The organism is Pseudomonas koreensis (assembly GCF_024169245.1).
Lineage (GTDB): Bacteria > Pseudomonadota > Gammaproteobacteria > Pseudomonadales > Pseudomonadaceae > Aquipseudomonas > Aquipseudomonas koreensis_F.
The window spans coordinates 5,070,173-5,087,076 of record NZ_JALJWP010000001.1 but is presented as its reverse complement, the minus strand read 5'-3'; the positions used below and the strand labels follow the sequence as shown (position 1 = coordinate 5,087,076).

Below are 16,904 nucleotides of genomic sequence, written 5' to 3'. Positions count from 1 at the left end.
GAATAAACCCGGACGGGGTGCGTCTTGCTGACTCTTTCCACTTGTGGCCGATGGCCTGGAGATATTCATGGTTGATCGCTCGTCCCCCAACGCTGCACCGCCGGGCAGGCCGCCGCGCCAGCCATTGAGCGCCGCGAGCCTGGTTTTCCGTCTGGGCGCCATTGCCGTGATTGTTGCCGCCGTGGCCGGGGCGTTTGCCTACGTGCACGGCAACCTTGACCCACAACGCCTGACGCCAAAGGCGTTGGTCGATGTGCTGGAAAAGAACAACGGCGTGCATCCCGGTTTTCGTCGCAACCACGCCAAGGGCGTTTGCGTGATCGGCCATTTCGAAAGCAGCAGCGAGGCGCGGGCATTCTCTACGGCACAAGTGTTCAACCTGCCGCAGACGCCGGTGGTGGGGCGTTTCGCCTTGCCGGCCGGCAATCCCTATGCGCCGGACAGTGCCGTGCCGATCCGCAGTCTGGCGCTGCGTTTCACTCAGGCGGACGGCCAGCAGTGGCGCACCGGCATGAACAGCATGCCGGTGTTCCCGATCGGCACACCCGAGGCGTTCTATCAGTTACAACAGGCGCAGTCGCCGGATCCCGCCACCGGCAAACCCGACCCGACGAAGGTGCCGGCGTTTTTTGCCGCACATCCGGAAGCCGTGCCGTTTCTGACGTGGGTGAAGACCGCCAAGCCTTCGGCCAGCTACGCCACCGAAACTTATAACAGCATCAATGCGTTCTATCTGGTCGATGGCAACGGCAAGAAACAGGCGGTGCGCTGGAGCATGACGCCGCTGGCGCAGGACGCGGCGGGTGCCACCGCCCCTGAAGGCGCGGACTTTCTCGAGAAGGACCTGGTGCAACGCTTGGCCGCCGCACCCTTGCGCTTCCAGCTGAACATCACCCTGGCTAACTCCGACGACCCGGTAAACGATGCGAGCAAATCCTGGCCTGCAGATCGCAAAGTGCTGAACGCCGGGACGCTGGTGCTGGAAAAAACCCAACCGCAGCTGAGTGGCGAGTGCCGCGATATCAACTATGACCCGCTGGTGTTGCCAGCCGGGATTCAAGGTTCGGAAGACCCATTGCTCGCCGCGCGCTCCGCCGGTTACGCCGATTCCTACCTGCGTCGCACCAGCGAAGTCAGCCAATTGCCCGCCGCCAGACAGGAGGCTCGCCCATGAGCACGCACCCGACGCATTTCGTTTTGCTGGCGCGCCTGCTGCACTGGCTGATGGCGCTGATGATCATCGCCATGCTGTTTATCGGCGCGGGCATGGTCACTTCGGTGTCGTCTCGCCATGAATGGCTGATTCATCTGCACAAGCCGCTGGGCATCGCGATTCTGGCGCTGGTGATCGTGCGCGTGCTGGTGCGCTTCAGCACGCGTCAGCCACCGTTGCCGGATGATCTGCCGGGCTGGCAGGTGCTGGCAGCCAAGGCATCCCACGTTTTGTTGTATGCGTTGATGCTGGTATTGCCGCTGCTCGGCTGGGCGATGATCAGTGCCTCGGGCGAACCGGTGATGCTCACGGCGTCGCTGCATCTGCCGTCGATCGTGCCGGCGGATGCGCAACTGTTTGCGCTGTTGCGCAAGGCGCATGGCTATCTGGCGTATCTGCTGTTTCTGACGGTGCTGCTGCACTTGGCGGCCGCGCTGTTTCATGGCTGGGTGCGTCGTGACGAAGTGCTCGACAGCATGTTGCGTGGGCGCGATCGCGGCTGAGTCGTCAAAGCAAAAGATCGCAGGCCGGCTGCGATCTTTTGTTGGTGCGGGCGAGGGGATCAGCGCAGGGTGTCGACCATGTCGGCGAGCGTGGTCAGCACGTCTTTACCCAATTGCTTCGAACGCTTGCCCGACCAGCCGGTGGTCTTGTCCGGGTGGTCGTCATGGTCCTTGAACGGCATCTCCAGGGTCAGCGACAGGCAGTCGTATGTCTGCCCGACGCTGTTGCAGGCCAGGGTCATGTTGGCCTGACCCGGTTCGTCGCGGGTATAGCCGTAGGTGGTCTGGAAGTCTTTGGTGGTGTGCTTCAGATGGCTGCGGAAATGCTCTTCAAGCTTTTCGATGCGCGGTGTGAAGCCAGGGTTGCCTTCACAACCGGCGGTGAAGACGTGGGGGATTTCCTCGTCGCCGTGTACGTCGATAAACGCATCGACGCCATACTTTTCCATCTGCAGCTGGACGAAAAGCACTTCCGGGCTGATGTCCTGACTGGCGTTCTGCCAGGCTCGATTCAGGTCCTGGCCCATGGCGTTGGTGCGCAGATGGCCGTGGAAGGCGCCGTCCGGATTCATGTTCGGCACCAGATACAGGTCGGCGCTGGCCAGCAGTTTGTTCAGTACCGGATCGTCCTGTCGTTCCAGGCGTTCGATCACACCTTCCATGAACCATTCGGCCATGTGCTCGCCCGGATGCTGCTGGGCGATGATCCAGATCTTGCGTTGGCCTTCGGCGCCGCTGCCTTTGCGCAACAACTGAATGTCGCGGCCCTCGACACTTTTGCCGGTTGCCAGCAATTCGGTGCCAGCCTTGCTCAGCGCCTGCTCGATCAGCCAGTCGTGACGGCCGCGGCTGTAGGGTTCGAAATAAGCGAACCAGGCGTGGGTCTGTTCGGCTTCGAGGCAGAAACGCAGGCTGTCGCCTTCGAAGCTGGTGGGGATGCGGAACCAGTTGACGTGGTCGTAGGAAGCGACTGCCTGATAGCCGGTCCAGGCTTTGTTATAGGAGGATTGGCTGGCGTTGACCAGGCGAAACCAGTGCTCCTGATGAACATGCAGGCCGCTGGCCTTGAAGTGAAACCACTGAAAATGGGCGCTGCGAGTGTCCGGGCGGATGGCCAGAACCGGATTGAGCGGGTTGCTGATGTCGATGACTTGGATATTGCCGCTGTCGAAACTGGCGCTGATGTCGAACGAAGATTTGGCCACGGTCATAGTCGCTTCCTGAGCAGGATTTTTATGACCGGTACTTTACACGCAGGCTGGGGTGAAACCGAGGGGAATTGCGGATCGCGAGCGGGGGGCGTCCTCCGTGACGCGGCAGCAGCTTAGGGCCTGTGCGATTGATTCTCAAGTGCTGATTGCCATTAGTTTCGGCCATTGTGGCTGGGCTCGGGTTGCCAATCGATATTCATTTGATATTATCCGCGCCATCGAATTTGCAGCACCCAAAGACTTCATTAGCCTGAAGACACAAGCCCGAAAAACGGGCAAAAAAAGACCCGGCAAAAAGCCGGGTCAAAAACCGTGATTAGCCTGATGAGGAGATAGTCCAGAAGACCGACCTAAGGTCTCTGGTCCATCGACTGATCTCGCGACCAGCTGCTTGCAATAATAATCATTATCATTTGCAAGTCAAATGTTTTTATCTGCGCGATGGGAAAATTCTTTCCTGTCCGCCCGAACCTTGTTCGCCGTGACTTCGTCGTTATCGATCGAATGGTCGACCATCGCCCGCGCCATATCCACCATGTGCACCACCGAGAAAGCCAGGTCCCGATTCGTGCCTTGCAGGTTTTCTGCTGCCTTGAATGCCGTGGCGGCTGCACATCGCAATAGATCCGAAGCATGTACCAGCGCTTCCTCGCCGCTGAGATGGCCTTTGACATTGAAGAAGCGTTCGTCCGTCTCGGGTTCTGAAACAGCCGGTTTCAAGTAATAGTCAAGCGCGCGCTGTGCGGCGGCATTGCCCTGAGGCGAGGAGAAGCTGGTATCGATTTGCAGGTCGGGCAAGTCTTTGCTGCTGATGTTCATCATGAAAGGGCACTCCATGTTCAATTGAAAGTCCGTTTCCATAGGATAGTACCGCTTGTATTTGTGACGAGAATTTAAATACTACAATATGTGTTTTGCCGGTCGAAGACGTCCGCGTAAGGTGCGGCACATGGATAAATGGATTGAGTTGGTCAAGGCCAAGATGAGTGAACTCAAAATCACTCAAACAGAGCTCGGAGAGCGCGTCGGCATGTCCCAGGGCGGGATCGGTCATTGGCTGAACAAGCGTCGCGAACCCGGTGTCAGCGAAATGAATCGCGTGCTCAAGGCGCTGGGAATGGATTTCCTCGAAGTCGTCCTGGTCATCCGCGAGCCGCAGCCCACGGCGGATGACGAGATGCCGCTGGCGCAGAAGTACAACCCGTACTTCCGTTACCCGGTCTGCGACTGGCGAGCGCCGTGCGAGGTGCGCGACGCTGCAGCTAACTACGCCGGCGCATCGGCGAAGCAGCGCTTCGAACTCACTGATTACCACGCTCGCGGCGGTGCGGCGTTCTGGCTGACGGTGACGGGGGATTCGATGACCGCGCCGAGCGGCCAGAGCATTGCCGAAGGCATGCTGATTCTGGTCGATCCGGAGTTGGAAGCGGTGCCCGGCAAACTGGTGATCGCCCAGTGGCCGGACAGCGAAGAAGCAATTTTCCGCAAACTCGACGAGCAGGCCGGCCAGCGTTACCTGGTGCCGCTCAATCCGACCTGGCCGAAAACCCTGCTCACCGATGAATGCCGGATTATCGGCGTGGTGGTTCAGGCAACGGCGCGTTACTGAGCGGATCGATCCTCGCTCAAGGCCAGGATCGATCCTCTTTCATTTCACCCTTCTTCCAGTTCAACCAAAGCGCTGCCTTCGCTGACCATATCGCCCTCCTGGCAATACAGCGCTTTGATCACACCGGCCTGTGGCGCGCGGATGCTGTGTTCCATTTTCATGGCTTCGAGCACTACCAGTTGCGCCCCGGCCTCAACCGCTTGCCCGGCTTCGACCAGCACGCGCACGATGCTGCCGTTCATTGGCGCGGTCAGGCCGCCCTGATGGCTATGGCTGGCTTCGACGGCACTGACTGGATCGAACGCCTCGATGCGCCGCAATTCGCCGTCCCATTGCAGATACAACGAACCACCCTGACGAATCGCCCGCAACGTGCGGCGCACGCCTTCATGCTCGACCACCAGCGCTTCGCCCAACAGTTTGGCGTGGGCCGCAGCTCCCAGGGTCAGCGCGCGATCCTGTCCCTCGCAACTCAAATGCACAGTGATTTGCGCCGGCAAACCTGCTCGCAGACCACTGCCGCAAGACCAAGGCGAAGCGGGGTCATCTGCCCGCGCACGGGTTGGCAGACTCTGCGCAAACGCCTGCGCCGCCACCTCCCAGAACTCATCGCTCAACGTGCCCGGCGCTGGCAGCAATTGCTCCTGATAGCGCGGGATAAACCCGGTATCCAGCTGTGCCGCGGCAAACGCCGGATGCGCGATGATCCGGCGCAGGAAATTGATGTTGGTCTTCAGACCGCCGATCGCAAACTCATCGAGCATGCTCAACAGACGCAAGCGCGCCTGCTCGCGGTCTTCCCCCCAGGCAATCAGTTTGCCGAGCATCGGGTCGTAGAACGGCGAAATCTCGTCGCCTTCCTCAACGCCGCTGTCCACCCGTCGCCCCGGTTCCTGCGCCGATTCGCGGTACAAGTCCAGACGCCCGGTGGCCGGCAGAAAATCATTCGCCGGATCTTCGGCATACAAGCGCACTTCAATCGCATGACCGTTGAGCGGCACCTGCGCCTGGGTCATCGGCAGCGCTTCACCACGGGCGACGCGAATCTGCCAGGCGACCAGATCGAGCCCGGTTATCGCTTCGGTCACCGGGTGCTCGACCTGCAGCCGCGTGTTCATTTCCATGAAGAAAAACTCGCCGCGCGCGTCGAGCAAAAATTCCACGGTGCCGGCGCCGACATAACCGATCGCCTGCGCCGAACGTACGGCGGCTTCGCCCATCGCCCGGCGCAATTCGGGCGTCAGGCCCGGCGCTGGTGCTTCTTCGACGACTTTCTGATGGCGACGCTGGATCGAACAATCGCGCTCGTTGAGGTAAAGGCAGTTGCCGTGCTGATCGGCGAACACCTGAATCTCCACATGACGTGGCTTGAGCAGATACTTCTCCACCAGCATCCTCGAATCGCCAAACGACGATTGCGCTTCGCGCTGCGCCGAGGCGAGGGCTTCAGCGAGTTGGCTGACATCCTCGACCACTTTCATGCCTTTGCCGCCACCACCCGCAGTGGCCTTGAGCAGCACCGGATAACCGATGCGTTCGCAGGCTTCGCGGAAGGTATCCAGATCCTGCGCTTCGCCGTGATAGCCCGGCACCAACGGCACACCGGCCTTTTCCATCAGCGCTTTGGCGGCAGATTTGCTGCCCATCGCGTCGATGGCCGAGGCGGGCGGGCCGAGGAAGATCAGTCCGGCGGCTTCGATAGCGCGGGCGAACCCGGCGTTCTCCGAGAGGAAACCATACCCGGGATGAATCGCCTGGGCACCGCTGGCCTTGGCAGCAGCGATCAATTTATCGATTTGCAGATAACTCTCAGCGGCCTTGCTGCCGCCCAGGTCAACGCGGATATCGGCTTCTCGGCTGTGCCGCGCATCTCTGTCGGTGGCGCTGTGCACGGCGACGGTGGTCAGCCCCAGGGCCTTGGCGGTGCGCATGACCCGGCAGGCGATTTCGCCGCGGTTGGCCACCAACAGGGTGGTAATCACAGGTGCGCTCATCAACGCGACTCCTTGGTGGATGCGGCTTGCCAGTTCGGCGGGCGTTTTTGCAGGAAGGCGCGCAAGCCTTCCTGGCCCTCAGAGCTGACGCGAATTCGCGCGATGGCATTTTCGGTATAACGACGCAGGGCTGGGGTCAGTGCACCGTTGCCGACTTCGCGCAGCAAGTCCTTGCTGGCACGCATGGCAGCGGGGCTGTTGAGCAACAGGTTGTCGGTCCACTGTTCGACCTGTTGCTCCAGTTCAGCGGCGGGATAGCTTTCAGCGAGCAAGCCGATTTCCCGCGCCCGCTGTCCGCCGAAGCGCTCGGCCGTAAGCGCGTAACGCCGTGCCGCTCGTTCACCGATCGCCTGCACCACGAAGGGGCTGATCACGGCGGGCGCCAGGCCGATGCGCACTTCCGACAGGCAGAACTGCGCGTCATCGGTGCCGATCGCCATGTCACAGCAACTGATCAAGCCCAGCGCGCCACCGAACGCAGCGCCCTGGACCACGGCGAGGGTGGGGATTTTCAGCTTGGCGAGGTTGTACATCAGCTCGGCCAGTTCGCGGGCGTCGTCGAGGTTGGTGTGGTAATCAAGCTCGGCCGATTGCTGCATCCACGCCAGGTCGGCGCCGGCACTGAAGTGCTTACCGCGCCCGCGCAGCAGCAGAAAACGCAGGCTCGAATCGCTGGCGACCTTGTCGAGGGCAAGGATCAGTTCGCGGATCATCTCGGCGTTGAAGGCGTTGTTTTTCTCGGCGCGGTTGAGCCACAGCGTCGCGAAGCCGCGCGGGTCGGTTTGCAGTTCGAGGGTATTGAAGTCGCTCATCAGGTTCTCCCCATCACATCCGGAACACGCCGAAGCGGCTCGGTTCGATTGGCGCGTTCAGTGACGCAGACAAGGCCAGGCCCAGTACATCGCGGGTCTGCGCCGGGTCGATGACGCCGTCGTCCCACAGCCGCGCGCTGGAGTAGTAGGGGTGACCCTGCTCTTCGTACTGGTCGAGAATCGGCTGCTTGATCTCGGTCTCCTGCTCAGCAGTGAACGCCTGACCGCTGCGTTCGGCCTGTTCGCGCTTGACCTGCACCAGCACACCGGCGGCCTGTTCGGCGCCCATCACGCCGATCCGCGCGTTCGGCCACATCCACAAAAAACGCGGATCGTAAGCGCGACCGCACATGCCGTAGTTGCCGGCGCCGAAGCTGCCGCCGATGATCACGGTGAATTTCGGCACCTTGGCGCAGGCCACTGCGGTAACCAGCTTCGCGCCGTGCTTGGCAATGCCGCCGGCTTCGTATTTCTGGCCGACCATGAAGCCAGTGATGTTCTGCAGAAACAGCAGCGGGATGCCGCGCTGGCAGGCCAGCTCGATGAAGTGCGCGCCTTTCTGCGCGGCTTCGGCGAAGAGGATGCCGTTATTCGCCAGGATCGCGATCGGGTAGCCGTGCAAGTGAGCGAAACCGCAAACCAGCGTGGTGCCGAACAGCGCTTTGAATTCATCGAACACCGAGCCGTCGACCAACCGTGCAATCACCTCGCGCACATCGAAAGGCTGCTTGGCGTCGGCCGGGACCACACCGTACAACTCGTCGCTGGCATACAGCGGCGCAATCGGCGTGCGCTGCTGCACCTCGCCGAGCTTGCGCCAGTTGAGGTTGGCGACGCTGCGGCGGGCGAGAGCGAGGGCGTGTTCGTCGTTCTCGGCGTAATGGTCGGCCACGCCGGAAGTCTTGCAGTGCACATCGGCACCGCCCAGGTCTTCGGCGCTGACCACTTCACCGGTCGCGGCTTTCACCAGCGGTGGGCCGGCGAGAAAAATCGTCGCCTGGTTGCGCACCATGATCGCTTCGTCCGCCATCGCTGGCACATACGCGCCGCCAGCGGTGCACGAACCCATGACCACGGCGATCTGCGGGATGCCCATGGCGCTCATGTTGGCCTGATTGAAAAAGATCCGCCCGAAGTGCTCGCGATCGGGAAATACCTCGTCCTGACGCGGCAGATTGGCGCCGCCGGAATCCACGAGATAAATGCACGGCAGGCGATTCTGCTGGGCGATGGTCTGTGCGCGCAGGTGTTTTTTCACGGTCAGCGGGTAATACGAGCCACCTTTTACCGTCGCGTCGTTGGCGACGATCATGCATTCCACACCTTCGACGCGACCGATTCCGGCGATCACCCCGGCGGCCGGCACGTCTTCGCCATACACGGCATGGGCGGCGAGTTGGCTGATTTCGAGAAACGGCGAGCCCGGATCGAGCAGGCGGTTGATGCGCTCACGTGGCAGCAGTTTGCCGCGCGAGGTATGGCGTTCCTGGGCTTTGGCACCGCCACCCTGCGCCACTTGGGCGAGCAAAGTGTGCAGCGCGTCGACCTGTTTGAGCATCGCCGCGCTGTTGGCGGCGAACTCCGCTGAACGCGGGTTGAGCTGAGTGTGCAGGGTTGCCATGGTCAGCTCCGTTTAGCGGGTTTCGTTGAACAGTTCGCGACCGATCAGCATGCGGCGGATTTCGCTGGTGCCGGCGCCGATTTCGTAGAGTTTGGCGTCGCGCAGCAGGCGCCCGGCGGGGAATTCGTTGATGTAGCCGTTACCGCCGAGAATCTGGATCGCGTCGAGGGCCATTTGCGTGGCGCGTTCGGCGGTATAGAGGATCACCCCGGCAGCATCCTTGCGCGTGGTCTCGCCGCGCTCGCAGGCCTGGGCCACCGCGTACAGATAGGCGCGGCTGGCGTTGAGTTGGGTGTACATGTCGGCGACTTTGCCCTGGATCAGCTGGAATTCGCCGATGCTCTGGCCGAACTGCTTGCGGTCGTGGATGTACGGCACGATCAGATCCATGCACGACTGCATGATCCCGGTCGGACCGCCCGAAAGCACCACCCGTTCGTAATCGAGACCGCTCATCAGCACCTTCACGCCGCCGTTGAGCACACCGAGAATGTTCTCTTCCGGCACTTCGACGTCATCGAAAAACAACTCGCAGGTATTGGAGCCACGCATGCCCAGCTTGTCGAACTTGTTGCTGCGGCTGAAGCCTTTCCAGTCACGCTCGACGATGAACGCAGTAATGCCGTGCGGGCCTTTTTCCAGATCGGTTTTGGCGTAGATCACGTAGGTGTTGGCGTCAGGGCCGTTGGTGATCCAGGTCTTGCTGCCGTTAAGGACGAAGCGGTCGCCGCGTTTGTCGGCACGCAGCTTCATAGAGACCACGTCGGAACCGGCATTGGGCTCGCTCATCGCTAGGGCGCCGACGTGTTCGCCGCTGATCAGCTTCGGCAGGTATTTGCTTTTCTGTTCGTGATTGCCGTTGCGGTTGATCTGGTTGACGCAGAGGTTGGAATGCGCGCCGTAGGACAGCGCCACTGATGCCGAACCACGGCTGATTTCTTCCATCGCCACCACGTGCGCCAGATAACCCAGGCCCGCGCCGCCGTACTCTTCCGGCACGGTGATGCCGAGCAGGCCCATATCACCGAATTTGCGCCACATGTCGGCGGGGAACAGGTTGTCGTGGTCGATCTGCGCGGCACGCGGGGCGATCTGGTCGGCGACAAAGGACTGCACCTGATCGCGCAGCATATCGATGGTTTCACCGAGGGCGAAGTTCAGGGATGGATAGCTCATGGGGCACCTTTTGGCTTTTTTATCGGGTGGAGCGCACGACGAATCGGCGTTCAGCTTTACGTTAACGTAAAGCTTCCACAGTTCGACTGTCAATCGGCTTTACGTAAGCGTCAACTTGGGCGAGAGTAAGGACAGTTCAGGATTGAAAACGGAGAGCTTTCTGTAGGAGTGAGCCTGCTCGCGATAGCGGTATTCCAGTCAATACTTGCGTCGGCTGACACACCGCTATCGCGAGCAGGCTCACTCCTACAGGGGACCTTCGATACACCCACTAATAAAGACAATAGGGGTCGTCATGGATCAACCCAGTGCAAACCCGCAGCCTAGCTACAGCCGTGGCTCTCAGGAGAAGGCTCTGCTGGCGATGACTATCGGTCAGCGCTTCGATCAGACCGTCGCGCAACACCCGGACGGCGAGGCGCTGGTGGTGCGCCATCAACAGTTGCGCTACTCCTGGCGGCAACTGGCCGACGCGGTGGATGAGCAGGCCAGAGCCTTGCTCGCACTGGGCTTGCAGACCGGCGATCGCCTCGGCATCTGGGCGCCGAATTGCGCGCAGTGGTGCATCACCCAGTTCGCCACGGCGAAGATCGGCGTGATCCTGGTCAACATCAATCCCGCCTACCGCAGTTCCGAACTCGAATATGTGCTCAAGCAGTCCGGCTGCCAGTGGCTGGTCTGTGCCGGAGCGTTCAAAACCTCGAATTATCACGAAATGCTCCAGGGCCTGGCGCCGGAACTGGCCGAGCACGCCATCGGTCACCTGCGCAGTGAACGTCTGCCGGATTTGCACGGCGTGATCAGCCTCGACGCAAATCCGCCGTGCGGCTTTTTACCGTGGGCGCAACTGAGCGATCTGGCCGCCGGCGTCTCACCCGATCAACTGCGCGAACGCAGTGACAGCCTGCATTTCGATCAGCCGGTGAACATCCAGTACACCTCCGGCACCACCGGTTTCCCCAAGGGCGCGACCCTCAGTCACTACAACATTCTCAACAACGGTTACATGGTCGGCGAAAGCCTCGGGCTGACGGCTGCCGATCGTCTGGTGATTCCGGTGCCGCTGTATCACTGCTTCGGCATGGTCATGGGCAATCTCGGTTGCGTCACCCACGCCAGCACGATGATTTACCCCAACGACGCCTTCGATCCGACGCTGGCCCTGCAAGCGGTGGCCGAAGAACAGGCCACGGCGCTGTACGGTGTGCCGACCATGTTCATCGCCATGCTCGATCAGCCGCAGCGGCAGGCTTTCGACCTGTCGAGCCTGCGCACCGGGATCATGGCCGGCGCCACTTGTCCGATCGAGGTCATGCGCCGGGTGATCAACGAAATGCACATGAGCGAAGTGCAGATTGCCTATGGCATGACCGAAACCAGCCCGGTGTCGTTGCAAACGGGGCCGGCGGATGAGCTGGAGTTGCGCGTGACCACGGTCGGCCGTACTCAGCCACAACTGGAAAGCAAGATCATCGACGCCGCTGGCAACATCGTGCCACGCGGCACCATCGGCGAATTGTGCACGCGCGGTTACAGCGTGATGCTCGGCTACTGGAACAACCCGCAGGCCACCGCCGAAGCCATCGATGAAGCGGGCTGGATGCACACCGGCGATCTTGCGAGCATGAACGAAGAGGGCTACGTCAACATCGCCGGGCGTAACAAAGACATGATCATTCGTGGTGGCGAGAACGTTTATCCCCGTGAGCTTGAGGAATTCTTCTTCACCCACCCGGCGGTGGCGGACGTGCAGGTAATCGGCATTCCGTGCTCGCGCTACGGTGAGGAAATCGTCGCCTGGATCAAATTCCACCCCGGCCACAGCGCCTCCGAGCTTGAGCTGCAAGCGTGGTGCAAGGAGCGCATCGCGCACTTCAAGACACCGCGTTACTTCAAGTTCGTTGACGCGTTTCCGATGACGGTGACGGGGAAGATCCAGAAATTCAGGATGCGTGAGATCAGTATCGAAGAGCTGAAAACAATCGACCGATAACCACAAAACTTCTGTGGGAGCGAGCCTGCTCGCGAATGCGGTGTGTCATTCAGCGTAAATGTGTCTGGCACACCGTTTTCGCGAGCAGGCTCGCTCCCACAGGGATGCAGTGATAGAGAGACGAATCACAGAAAGCACAAAGGGGAGCCGAGGCTCCCCTTTAATTTGTCGTTGCGTGCTCTTTTTATTATTGAGGGTCGGTCTGTTGTTGTTTTTGGCAACCGTGGCCCTGTACAGCTTTTTGGCGACCCCCATCCGGGGTCAAGAGCAAACGTATTTTTTTGAGCGCTGATCTGCTTTCTCGTCAAACGATCCAACCGATTCGGGAGCTACCTGAAGGTAGTTTTATTGTTCTCTGCCCGGTTGCGGGTCACTCCTGAGAGCACCCTGAAAAGCACACCTTCTCCAAAAAAATCTGTTAGCTGCGTCTCTGCCGTGTTGTTCTTGTTATGTCAGAGTCGTTTCGTCTTGTTTTTATTGGTTTGCGGCTTTTTATTCTTGTTATGCGATAGAGATAGCAGGTGTCGTGCCAACTTTAGAAATGCCTTGTAAATCAAGTGGTTACGATTTTCAGTATTTTTCAGCCTTGGGCAAAGCCAGACAATTTGTTTCCGTGTTACTCGCTTTTGCCCACACCACTGACCCAGCGGTAACACCTCACTGCGCGCTGCGCGCCTTCGCCACTCGCGATCCGGTTGGGCGGCCGAGCACTGAACTGATCTGCTGGCCCGCGGTGATCAAGGCGTCCAGGTCGATACCGGTCTCGATGCCCAGGCCGTTGAGCAGGTACACCACGTCTTCGGTCGCGACGTTACCGCTCGCGCCTTTGGCGTACGGGCAGCCGCCGAGGCCGGCGATAGAGCTGTCGAACACTGCAATGCCTTCGAGCAGGCTGGCGTAGATGTTGGCCATGGCCTGGCCGTAGGTGTCATGGAAGTGCCCGGCGAGTCTGTCCCGTGGCACCTGCGCCGAGACCACCTCGAACAGGCGCCGGGTCGCGCCCGCCGTGCCGGTGCCGATGGTGTCGCCCAGCGACACTTCGTAGCAGCCCATCGCGTACAGTTCGCGCGCGACCACCGCCACTTGCTCCGGCGCAACGGTGCCTTCATACGGGCAGCCCAGCACACAGGAAACGTAACCGCGCACGGTAACGCCGTGTTGTTTCGCCGCCTCCATGATCGGCGCAAACCGCGCCAGGCTCTCGCTGATCGAACAATTGATATTGCGCTGCGAGAACGCCTCGGAGGCCGCAGCGAACACCGCGACTTCCTTGACCCCGGCGGCGAGTGCGTCTTCAAAGCCGCGCAGGTTCGGCGCCAGCGCGCCATAGGTGACGCCAGGCTTGCGCTGGATCTGAGCGAACACCTCGGCCGAACCGGCCATCTGCGGCACCCACTTGGGCGAAACGAAACTGCCGACTTCGATATAGCCGAGCCCGGCGGCACTCAGTGCGTCGACCAGTTGTACTTTGTCAGCCACGCTGATCGGCTGGGCTTCGTTCTGCAGGCCATCGCGCGGGCCGACTTCGATCAGGCGTACTTGGGAGGGGAGGGACATGGGCGGGACCTGCCTGTTTTTTTGAGTTCACGAAGAACCCTGTGGGAGCGAGCCTGCTCGCGAAAGCGGTGGATCTGTCACCGTCAACGTTGGATGACAGAATGCATTCGCGAGCAGGCTCGCTCCCACAGGGGCGCCAGTGTTTGCTAGACCGCCTGGCTTTTAAGCGTCTGCTCCAGCGCCTGAACGCAGCGCTCTTCAGCGGTATCCAGTTCCAGCTTCATCTGTTCGATATCCAGCAGCTGCTGTTCAAGCTGTTCACGGCGTTCGCTGATTTTCGCCAGCATGCTGTTGAGCTGTTTGGTGTTGCCGCCTGACGGGTCGTAGAGCTCGATCAGTTCGCGACATTCGGCCAGGGAAAAACCGATGCGCTTGCCGCGCAGGATCAGCTTCAGCGTGACCTTGTCGCGCGGCGAATAGATACGTTCCTGGCCACGACGCTCGGGGCTTAGCAGGCCTTGCTCTTCATAAAAACGGATCGCCCGGGTGGTGATGTCCAGCTCGCGGGCGAGATCGGAAATGCTGTAAGTCTGACTGCTCATGAAAGCGCTCGGAAAAGGGGCATGGCGCTAAGCTAATCGGTGGTTTACGTTTACGTCAAGGATCAAGATCCTCGCTGCGTTTGCCGGCCTCTTCGCGAGCAGGCTCGCTCCCACATTGAATTGCATTTCATCGGAAGGAATGCAGTCGAATGTGGGAGCGAGCCTGCTCGCGAAGAACGATTACGCAGTAAAAAGCCCTACACCTTCTCCAGCTTCTTCTCCTGCGCCGTCACCTGTTGGCACAACTCGATCATCTGTTCGCGCATCCAGCGGTTGGCCGGGTCCTGGTCGGTGCTTTCGTGCCAGTACAAGTGCGTCTCCACCGAGGGCACATCATTCACCGGCAAATTGAACGACTGCAAATCATGACGGCGGGCGAAGCGTTCCGGCACGGTCATGACCATGTCGGTCTGCTGCATCACTTGCGAAGCCATCAGGTAGTGCTGCGAGCGCAGGGCGATCTTGCGCTGGATGCCCATTTTGCCCAGCGCCAGATCGACATAACCCAGACCACTGCGGCGGCTGGAAATATGGATGTGCGTCAGCGAAAGATAATCATCGAGGCTGAGTTTTTCCTTGCCCGCCATCGGATGGCCCTTGCGCATGGCGCAGACGTAACGGTCGTCCATCAGCTTGACGTGGCGCACCTGGGGGTCGGTGTTGAGCGGCGCATCCACGGCGAAATCCAAACGCCCGGCGGCCAGTTCCTTGGTGGTTTCCCGGCGTTTGGACAGAAAGCTTTCGATGATCACCGTCGGCGCCAGGCGGCGCAGGCGCTGGAACAGCGGCGGCAGAATGATTGCCTCCGTGAGGTCGGTCATGCTGATGCGGTAAGTCTTGACTGCCTGCGCCGGGTTGAAGATGCGGCTTTCCTGCACCGACACGCGCAGCAGCGACAGCGCGTTGCGCACCGGGCCGATAATGTTCTGTGCCATCGGCGTTGGCACCATGCCCTGAGCGGTACGCACGAAGAGCGGGTCGTTGAAGGTTTCGCGCAAACGCGCCAGCGCATTGGACACCGCCGGCTGGGTGATGCCGACAATCTGCCCGGCGCGGGTCAGGTTGGCTTCGGTGTAGATCGCGTCGAAGACGATGAAAAGGTTGAGGTCGACCTTGCTCAGGTTCATAACGCGGCTTCTCTTGTTATTAAAGGCGGTGTTTTAACGGCTGACGATCAGCCGATCATATATCGGTGATGAATGTTTATACACGCCGAGAATAGGCTAGGTAAATTATCAGCGCTGTTCTAGCATCGATTGCATGACTTGAACAACCTCTGCCCGAGAAGGTAACTACCCATGGATTTCGCTTATTCGCCCAAGGTGCAAGAACTGCGTGAGCGCGTGACCGCGTTCATGGACACTTACGTTTACCCGGCCGAAGCGGTGTTCGAACGCCAGGTTGCCGAGGGCGATCGCTGGCAGCCGACCGCGATCATGGAAGAGCTCAAGGCCAAGGCGAAGGCTGAAGGGCTGTGGAATCTGTTTCTGCCCGAGTCCGAACTGGGTGCTGGCCTGAGCAACCTCGAATACGCGCCATTGGCGGAAATCATGGGCCGTTCCCTGCTGGGGCCGGAGCCGTTCAACTGCTCGGCGCCGGACACCGGCAACATGGAAGTGCTGGTGCGTTACGCCAACGAAGAACAGAAACAACGCTGGCTCGAACCGCTGCTGCGCGGCGAGATCCGTTCGGCGTTCGCCATGACCGAGCCTGACGTCGCGTCTTCCGATGCGACCAACATGGCCGCCAGCGCCGTGCGCGATGGCGATCAGTGGGTGATCAACGGCAAAAAATGGTGGACCTCCGGCGCCTGCGATCCGCGCTGCAAAATCCTGATTTTCATGGGCCTGAGCAACCCCGACGCACCGCGTCACGCCCAGCACTCGATGATCCTCGTGCCGGTCGACACGTCCGGGGTGAAAATCGTCCGGCCGCTGCCGGTGTTCGGGTACGACGATGCACCGCACGGTCACGCCGAAGTGCTGTTCGACAATGTGCGGGTGCCGTACGAAAACGTCCTGCTCGGTGAAGGACGCGGTTTCGAAATCGCCCAGGGTCGCCTTGGCCCAGGGCGGATTCACCACTGCATGCGTTCGATCGGTATGGCCGAGCGTGCGCTGGAACTGATGTGCAAACGCTCGGTGAGCCGCACCGCGTTCGGCAAACCGCTGGCGCGTCTGGGCGGCAATATCGACAAGATCGCCGACTCGCGGATGGAAATCGACATGGCCCGCCTGCTGACGTTGAAAGCGGCGTACATGATGGACACCGTCGGCAACAAGGTGGCGAAAAGCGAGATCGCACAGATCAAGGTTGTGGCGCCGAATGTGGCCCTGCGAGTGATCGATCGGGCCATCCAGATGCACGGCGGAGCAGGGGTGTCGAACGATTTCCCGCTGGCTTACATGTACGCCATGCAGCGCACCCTGCGCCTGGCCGACGGCCCGGACGAAGTGCACCGCGCGGCGATCGGCAAGTTCGAGATCGGCAAGTATGTGCCGAAGGAAATGTTGCGCAGCGGCCAGTAACACCGCGTCGCCTCATTCACATTCCCCCCAGTCTGATCGTTCCCACGCTCTGCGTGGGAATGCCGCCATGGACGCTCTGCGTCCGCTGTGACGCGGAGCGTCACGGGATGCGTTCCCACGCGGAGCGTGGGAACGATCAGGCGTC

General features: G+C 60.6%; 15 protein-coding genes. 6 read left to right on the top strand and 9 right to left on the bottom strand.

Annotated elements, in window-relative coordinates:
* Positions 1–67 precede the first annotated feature (67 nt).
* Positions 68–1,174 (top strand): catalase family peroxidase, encoded by a 1,107-nt coding sequence (locus tag J2Y90_RS22455; protein ID WP_253503420.1) that lies wholly within the window; start codon positions 68–70, stop codon positions 1,172–1,174.
* The gene (locus J2Y90_RS22450) at positions 1,171–1,716 is read left to right on the top strand and encodes a cytochrome b (protein WP_253503416.1); all 546 of its coding nucleotides are present in this window, start codon (positions 1,171–1,173) and stop codon (positions 1,714–1,716) included. The genes J2Y90_RS22455 and J2Y90_RS22450 overlap by 4 nt, the downstream gene beginning before the upstream one ends.
* 59 nt (positions 1,717–1,775) lie before the next feature.
* Here the strand turns inward: J2Y90_RS22450 and J2Y90_RS22445 are convergent, their stop codons facing one another.
* A complete protein-coding gene (locus J2Y90_RS22445; protein ID WP_253503412.1) occupies positions 1,776–2,927 on the bottom strand; it encodes a M14 family metallopeptidase in 1,152 nt (383 codons plus the stop codon).
* Between the two features lie 97 nt (positions 2,928–3,024).
* On the opposite strand from J2Y90_RS22445, the gene J2Y90_RS22440 reads away from it, so the two are divergent.
* Entirely contained in the window at positions 3,025–3,243 is a 219-nt protein-coding gene (locus J2Y90_RS22440; protein ID WP_253503408.1) for a hypothetical protein, read from the top strand.
* Between the two features lie 104 nt (positions 3,244–3,347).
* Here J2Y90_RS22440 and J2Y90_RS22435 read toward each other — a convergent pair whose 3' ends face one another.
* Entirely contained in the window at positions 3,348–3,746 is a 399-nt protein-coding gene (locus tag J2Y90_RS22435) for a DUF6124 family protein (RefSeq protein WP_253505300.1), read from the bottom strand.
* A 130-nt stretch (positions 3,747–3,876) separates the two neighbouring features.
* On the opposite strand from J2Y90_RS22435, the gene J2Y90_RS22430 reads away from it, so the two are divergent.
* Positions 3,877–4,536: a LexA family protein gene (locus J2Y90_RS22430; protein ID WP_253503403.1), complete on the top strand. Its 660-nt coding sequence runs from the start codon at positions 3,877–3,879 to the stop codon at positions 4,534–4,536.
* A 44-nt stretch (positions 4,537–4,580) separates the two neighbouring features.
* On the opposite strand, the gene J2Y90_RS22425 is transcribed toward J2Y90_RS22430, so the two are convergent.
* From J2Y90_RS22425 to J2Y90_RS22410, 4 genes are read right to left on the bottom strand one after another with little or no spacing between them, the layout of a single operon-like run.
* On the bottom strand, positions 4,581–6,530 hold the full coding sequence (locus J2Y90_RS22425; protein ID WP_253503400.1) for an acetyl/propionyl/methylcrotonyl-CoA carboxylase subunit alpha: 1,950 nt from the start codon (positions 6,528–6,530) through the stop codon (positions 4,581–4,583).
* Entirely contained in the window at positions 6,530–7,342 is an 813-nt protein-coding gene (locus J2Y90_RS22420) for a gamma-carboxygeranoyl-CoA hydratase (protein ID WP_253503395.1), read from the bottom strand. The genes J2Y90_RS22425 and J2Y90_RS22420 overlap by 1 nt, the downstream gene beginning before the upstream one ends.
* A gap of 13 nt (positions 7,343–7,355) precedes the next feature.
* A complete protein-coding gene (locus tag J2Y90_RS22415) occupies positions 7,356–8,963 on the bottom strand; it encodes a carboxyl transferase domain-containing protein (protein ID WP_253503392.1) in 1,608 nt (535 codons plus the stop codon).
* A gap of 12 nt (positions 8,964–8,975) precedes the next feature.
* Entirely contained in the window at positions 8,976–10,139 is a 1,164-nt protein-coding gene (locus J2Y90_RS22410) for an isovaleryl-CoA dehydrogenase (RefSeq protein ID WP_041068789.1), read from the bottom strand.
* Positions 10,140–10,434: 295 nt separating this feature from the next.
* Here J2Y90_RS22410 and J2Y90_RS22405 point away from each other — a divergent pair, with 295 nt between their 5' ends.
* The gene (locus J2Y90_RS22405) at positions 10,435–12,132 is read left to right on the top strand and encodes an AMP-binding protein (protein ID WP_253503389.1); all 1,698 of its coding nucleotides are present in this window, start codon (positions 10,435–10,437) and stop codon (positions 12,130–12,132) included.
* Between the two features lie 657 nt (positions 12,133–12,789).
* On the opposite strand, the gene J2Y90_RS22400 is transcribed toward J2Y90_RS22405, so the two are convergent.
* The 3 genes from J2Y90_RS22400 to J2Y90_RS22390 all read right to left on the bottom strand — a co-directional run bounded on the left by J2Y90_RS22400 (position 12,790) and on the right by J2Y90_RS22390 (position 15,358).
* Entirely contained in the window at positions 12,790–13,689 is a 900-nt protein-coding gene (locus J2Y90_RS22400; RefSeq protein WP_253503386.1) for a hydroxymethylglutaryl-CoA lyase, read from the bottom strand.
* Between the two features lie 146 nt (positions 13,690–13,835).
* Positions 13,836–14,231, bottom strand: a complete 396-nt coding sequence (locus tag J2Y90_RS22395; protein ID WP_137214773.1) for a MerR family transcriptional regulator — start codon at positions 14,229–14,231, stop codon at positions 13,836–13,838.
* Between the two features lie 197 nt (positions 14,232–14,428).
* Entirely contained in the window at positions 14,429–15,358 is a 930-nt protein-coding gene (locus J2Y90_RS22390) for a LysR family transcriptional regulator (RefSeq protein WP_016775308.1), read from the bottom strand.
* A 171-nt stretch (positions 15,359–15,529) separates the two neighbouring features.
* On the opposite strand from J2Y90_RS22390, the gene J2Y90_RS22385 reads away from it, so the two are divergent.
* Entirely contained in the window at positions 15,530–16,759 is a 1,230-nt protein-coding gene (locus J2Y90_RS22385) for an acyl-CoA dehydrogenase (protein ID WP_253503382.1), read from the top strand.
* The last annotated feature ends 145 nt before the right edge of the window (positions 16,760–16,904 follow it).

Excerpts from the sequence above, each read along its gene's own strand:
- J2Y90_RS22405 (WP_253503389.1), top strand. The coding sequence starts at position 10,435 with ATGGATCAACCCAGTGCAAACCCGCAGCCTAGCTACAGCCGTGGCTCT.
- J2Y90_RS22390 (WP_016775308.1), bottom strand. The coding sequence starts at position 15,358 with ATGAACCTGAGCAAGGTCGACCTCAACCTTTTCATCGTCTTCGACGCG.
- J2Y90_RS22435 (WP_253505300.1), bottom strand. The coding sequence starts at position 3,746 with ATGAACATCAGCAGCAAAGACTTGCCCGACCTGCAAATCGATACCAGC.
- J2Y90_RS22455 (WP_253503420.1), top strand. The coding sequence starts at position 68 with ATGGTTGATCGCTCGTCCCCCAACGCTGCACCGCCGGGCAGGCCGCCG.
- J2Y90_RS22395 (WP_137214773.1), bottom strand. The coding sequence starts at position 14,231 with ATGAGCAGTCAGACTTACAGCATTTCCGATCTCGCCCGCGAGCTGGAC.
- J2Y90_RS22385 (WP_253503382.1), top strand. The coding sequence starts at position 15,530 with ATGGATTTCGCTTATTCGCCCAAGGTGCAAGAACTGCGTGAGCGCGTG.
- J2Y90_RS22415 (WP_253503392.1), bottom strand. The coding sequence starts at position 8,963 with ATGGCAACCCTGCACACTCAGCTCAACCCGCGTTCAGCGGAGTTCGCC.
- J2Y90_RS22430 (WP_253503403.1), top strand. The coding sequence starts at position 3,877 with ATGGATAAATGGATTGAGTTGGTCAAGGCCAAGATGAGTGAACTCAAA.
- J2Y90_RS22410 (WP_041068789.1), bottom strand. The coding sequence starts at position 10,139 with ATGAGCTATCCATCCCTGAACTTCGCCCTCGGTGAAACCATCGATATG.
- J2Y90_RS22445 (WP_253503412.1), bottom strand. The coding sequence starts at position 2,927 with ATGACCGTGGCCAAATCTTCGTTCGACATCAGCGCCAGTTTCGACAGC.
- J2Y90_RS22425 (WP_253503400.1), bottom strand. The coding sequence starts at position 6,530 with ATGAGCGCACCTGTGATTACCACCCTGTTGGTGGCCAACCGCGGCGAA.
- J2Y90_RS22450 (WP_253503416.1), top strand. The coding sequence starts at position 1,171 with ATGAGCACGCACCCGACGCATTTCGTTTTGCTGGCGCGCCTGCTGCAC.
- J2Y90_RS22420 (WP_253503395.1), bottom strand. The coding sequence starts at position 7,342 with ATGAGCGACTTCAATACCCTCGAACTGCAAACCGACCCGCGCGGCTTC.
- J2Y90_RS22400 (WP_253503386.1), bottom strand. The coding sequence starts at position 13,689 with ATGTCCCTCCCCTCCCAAGTACGCCTGATCGAAGTCGGCCCGCGCGAT.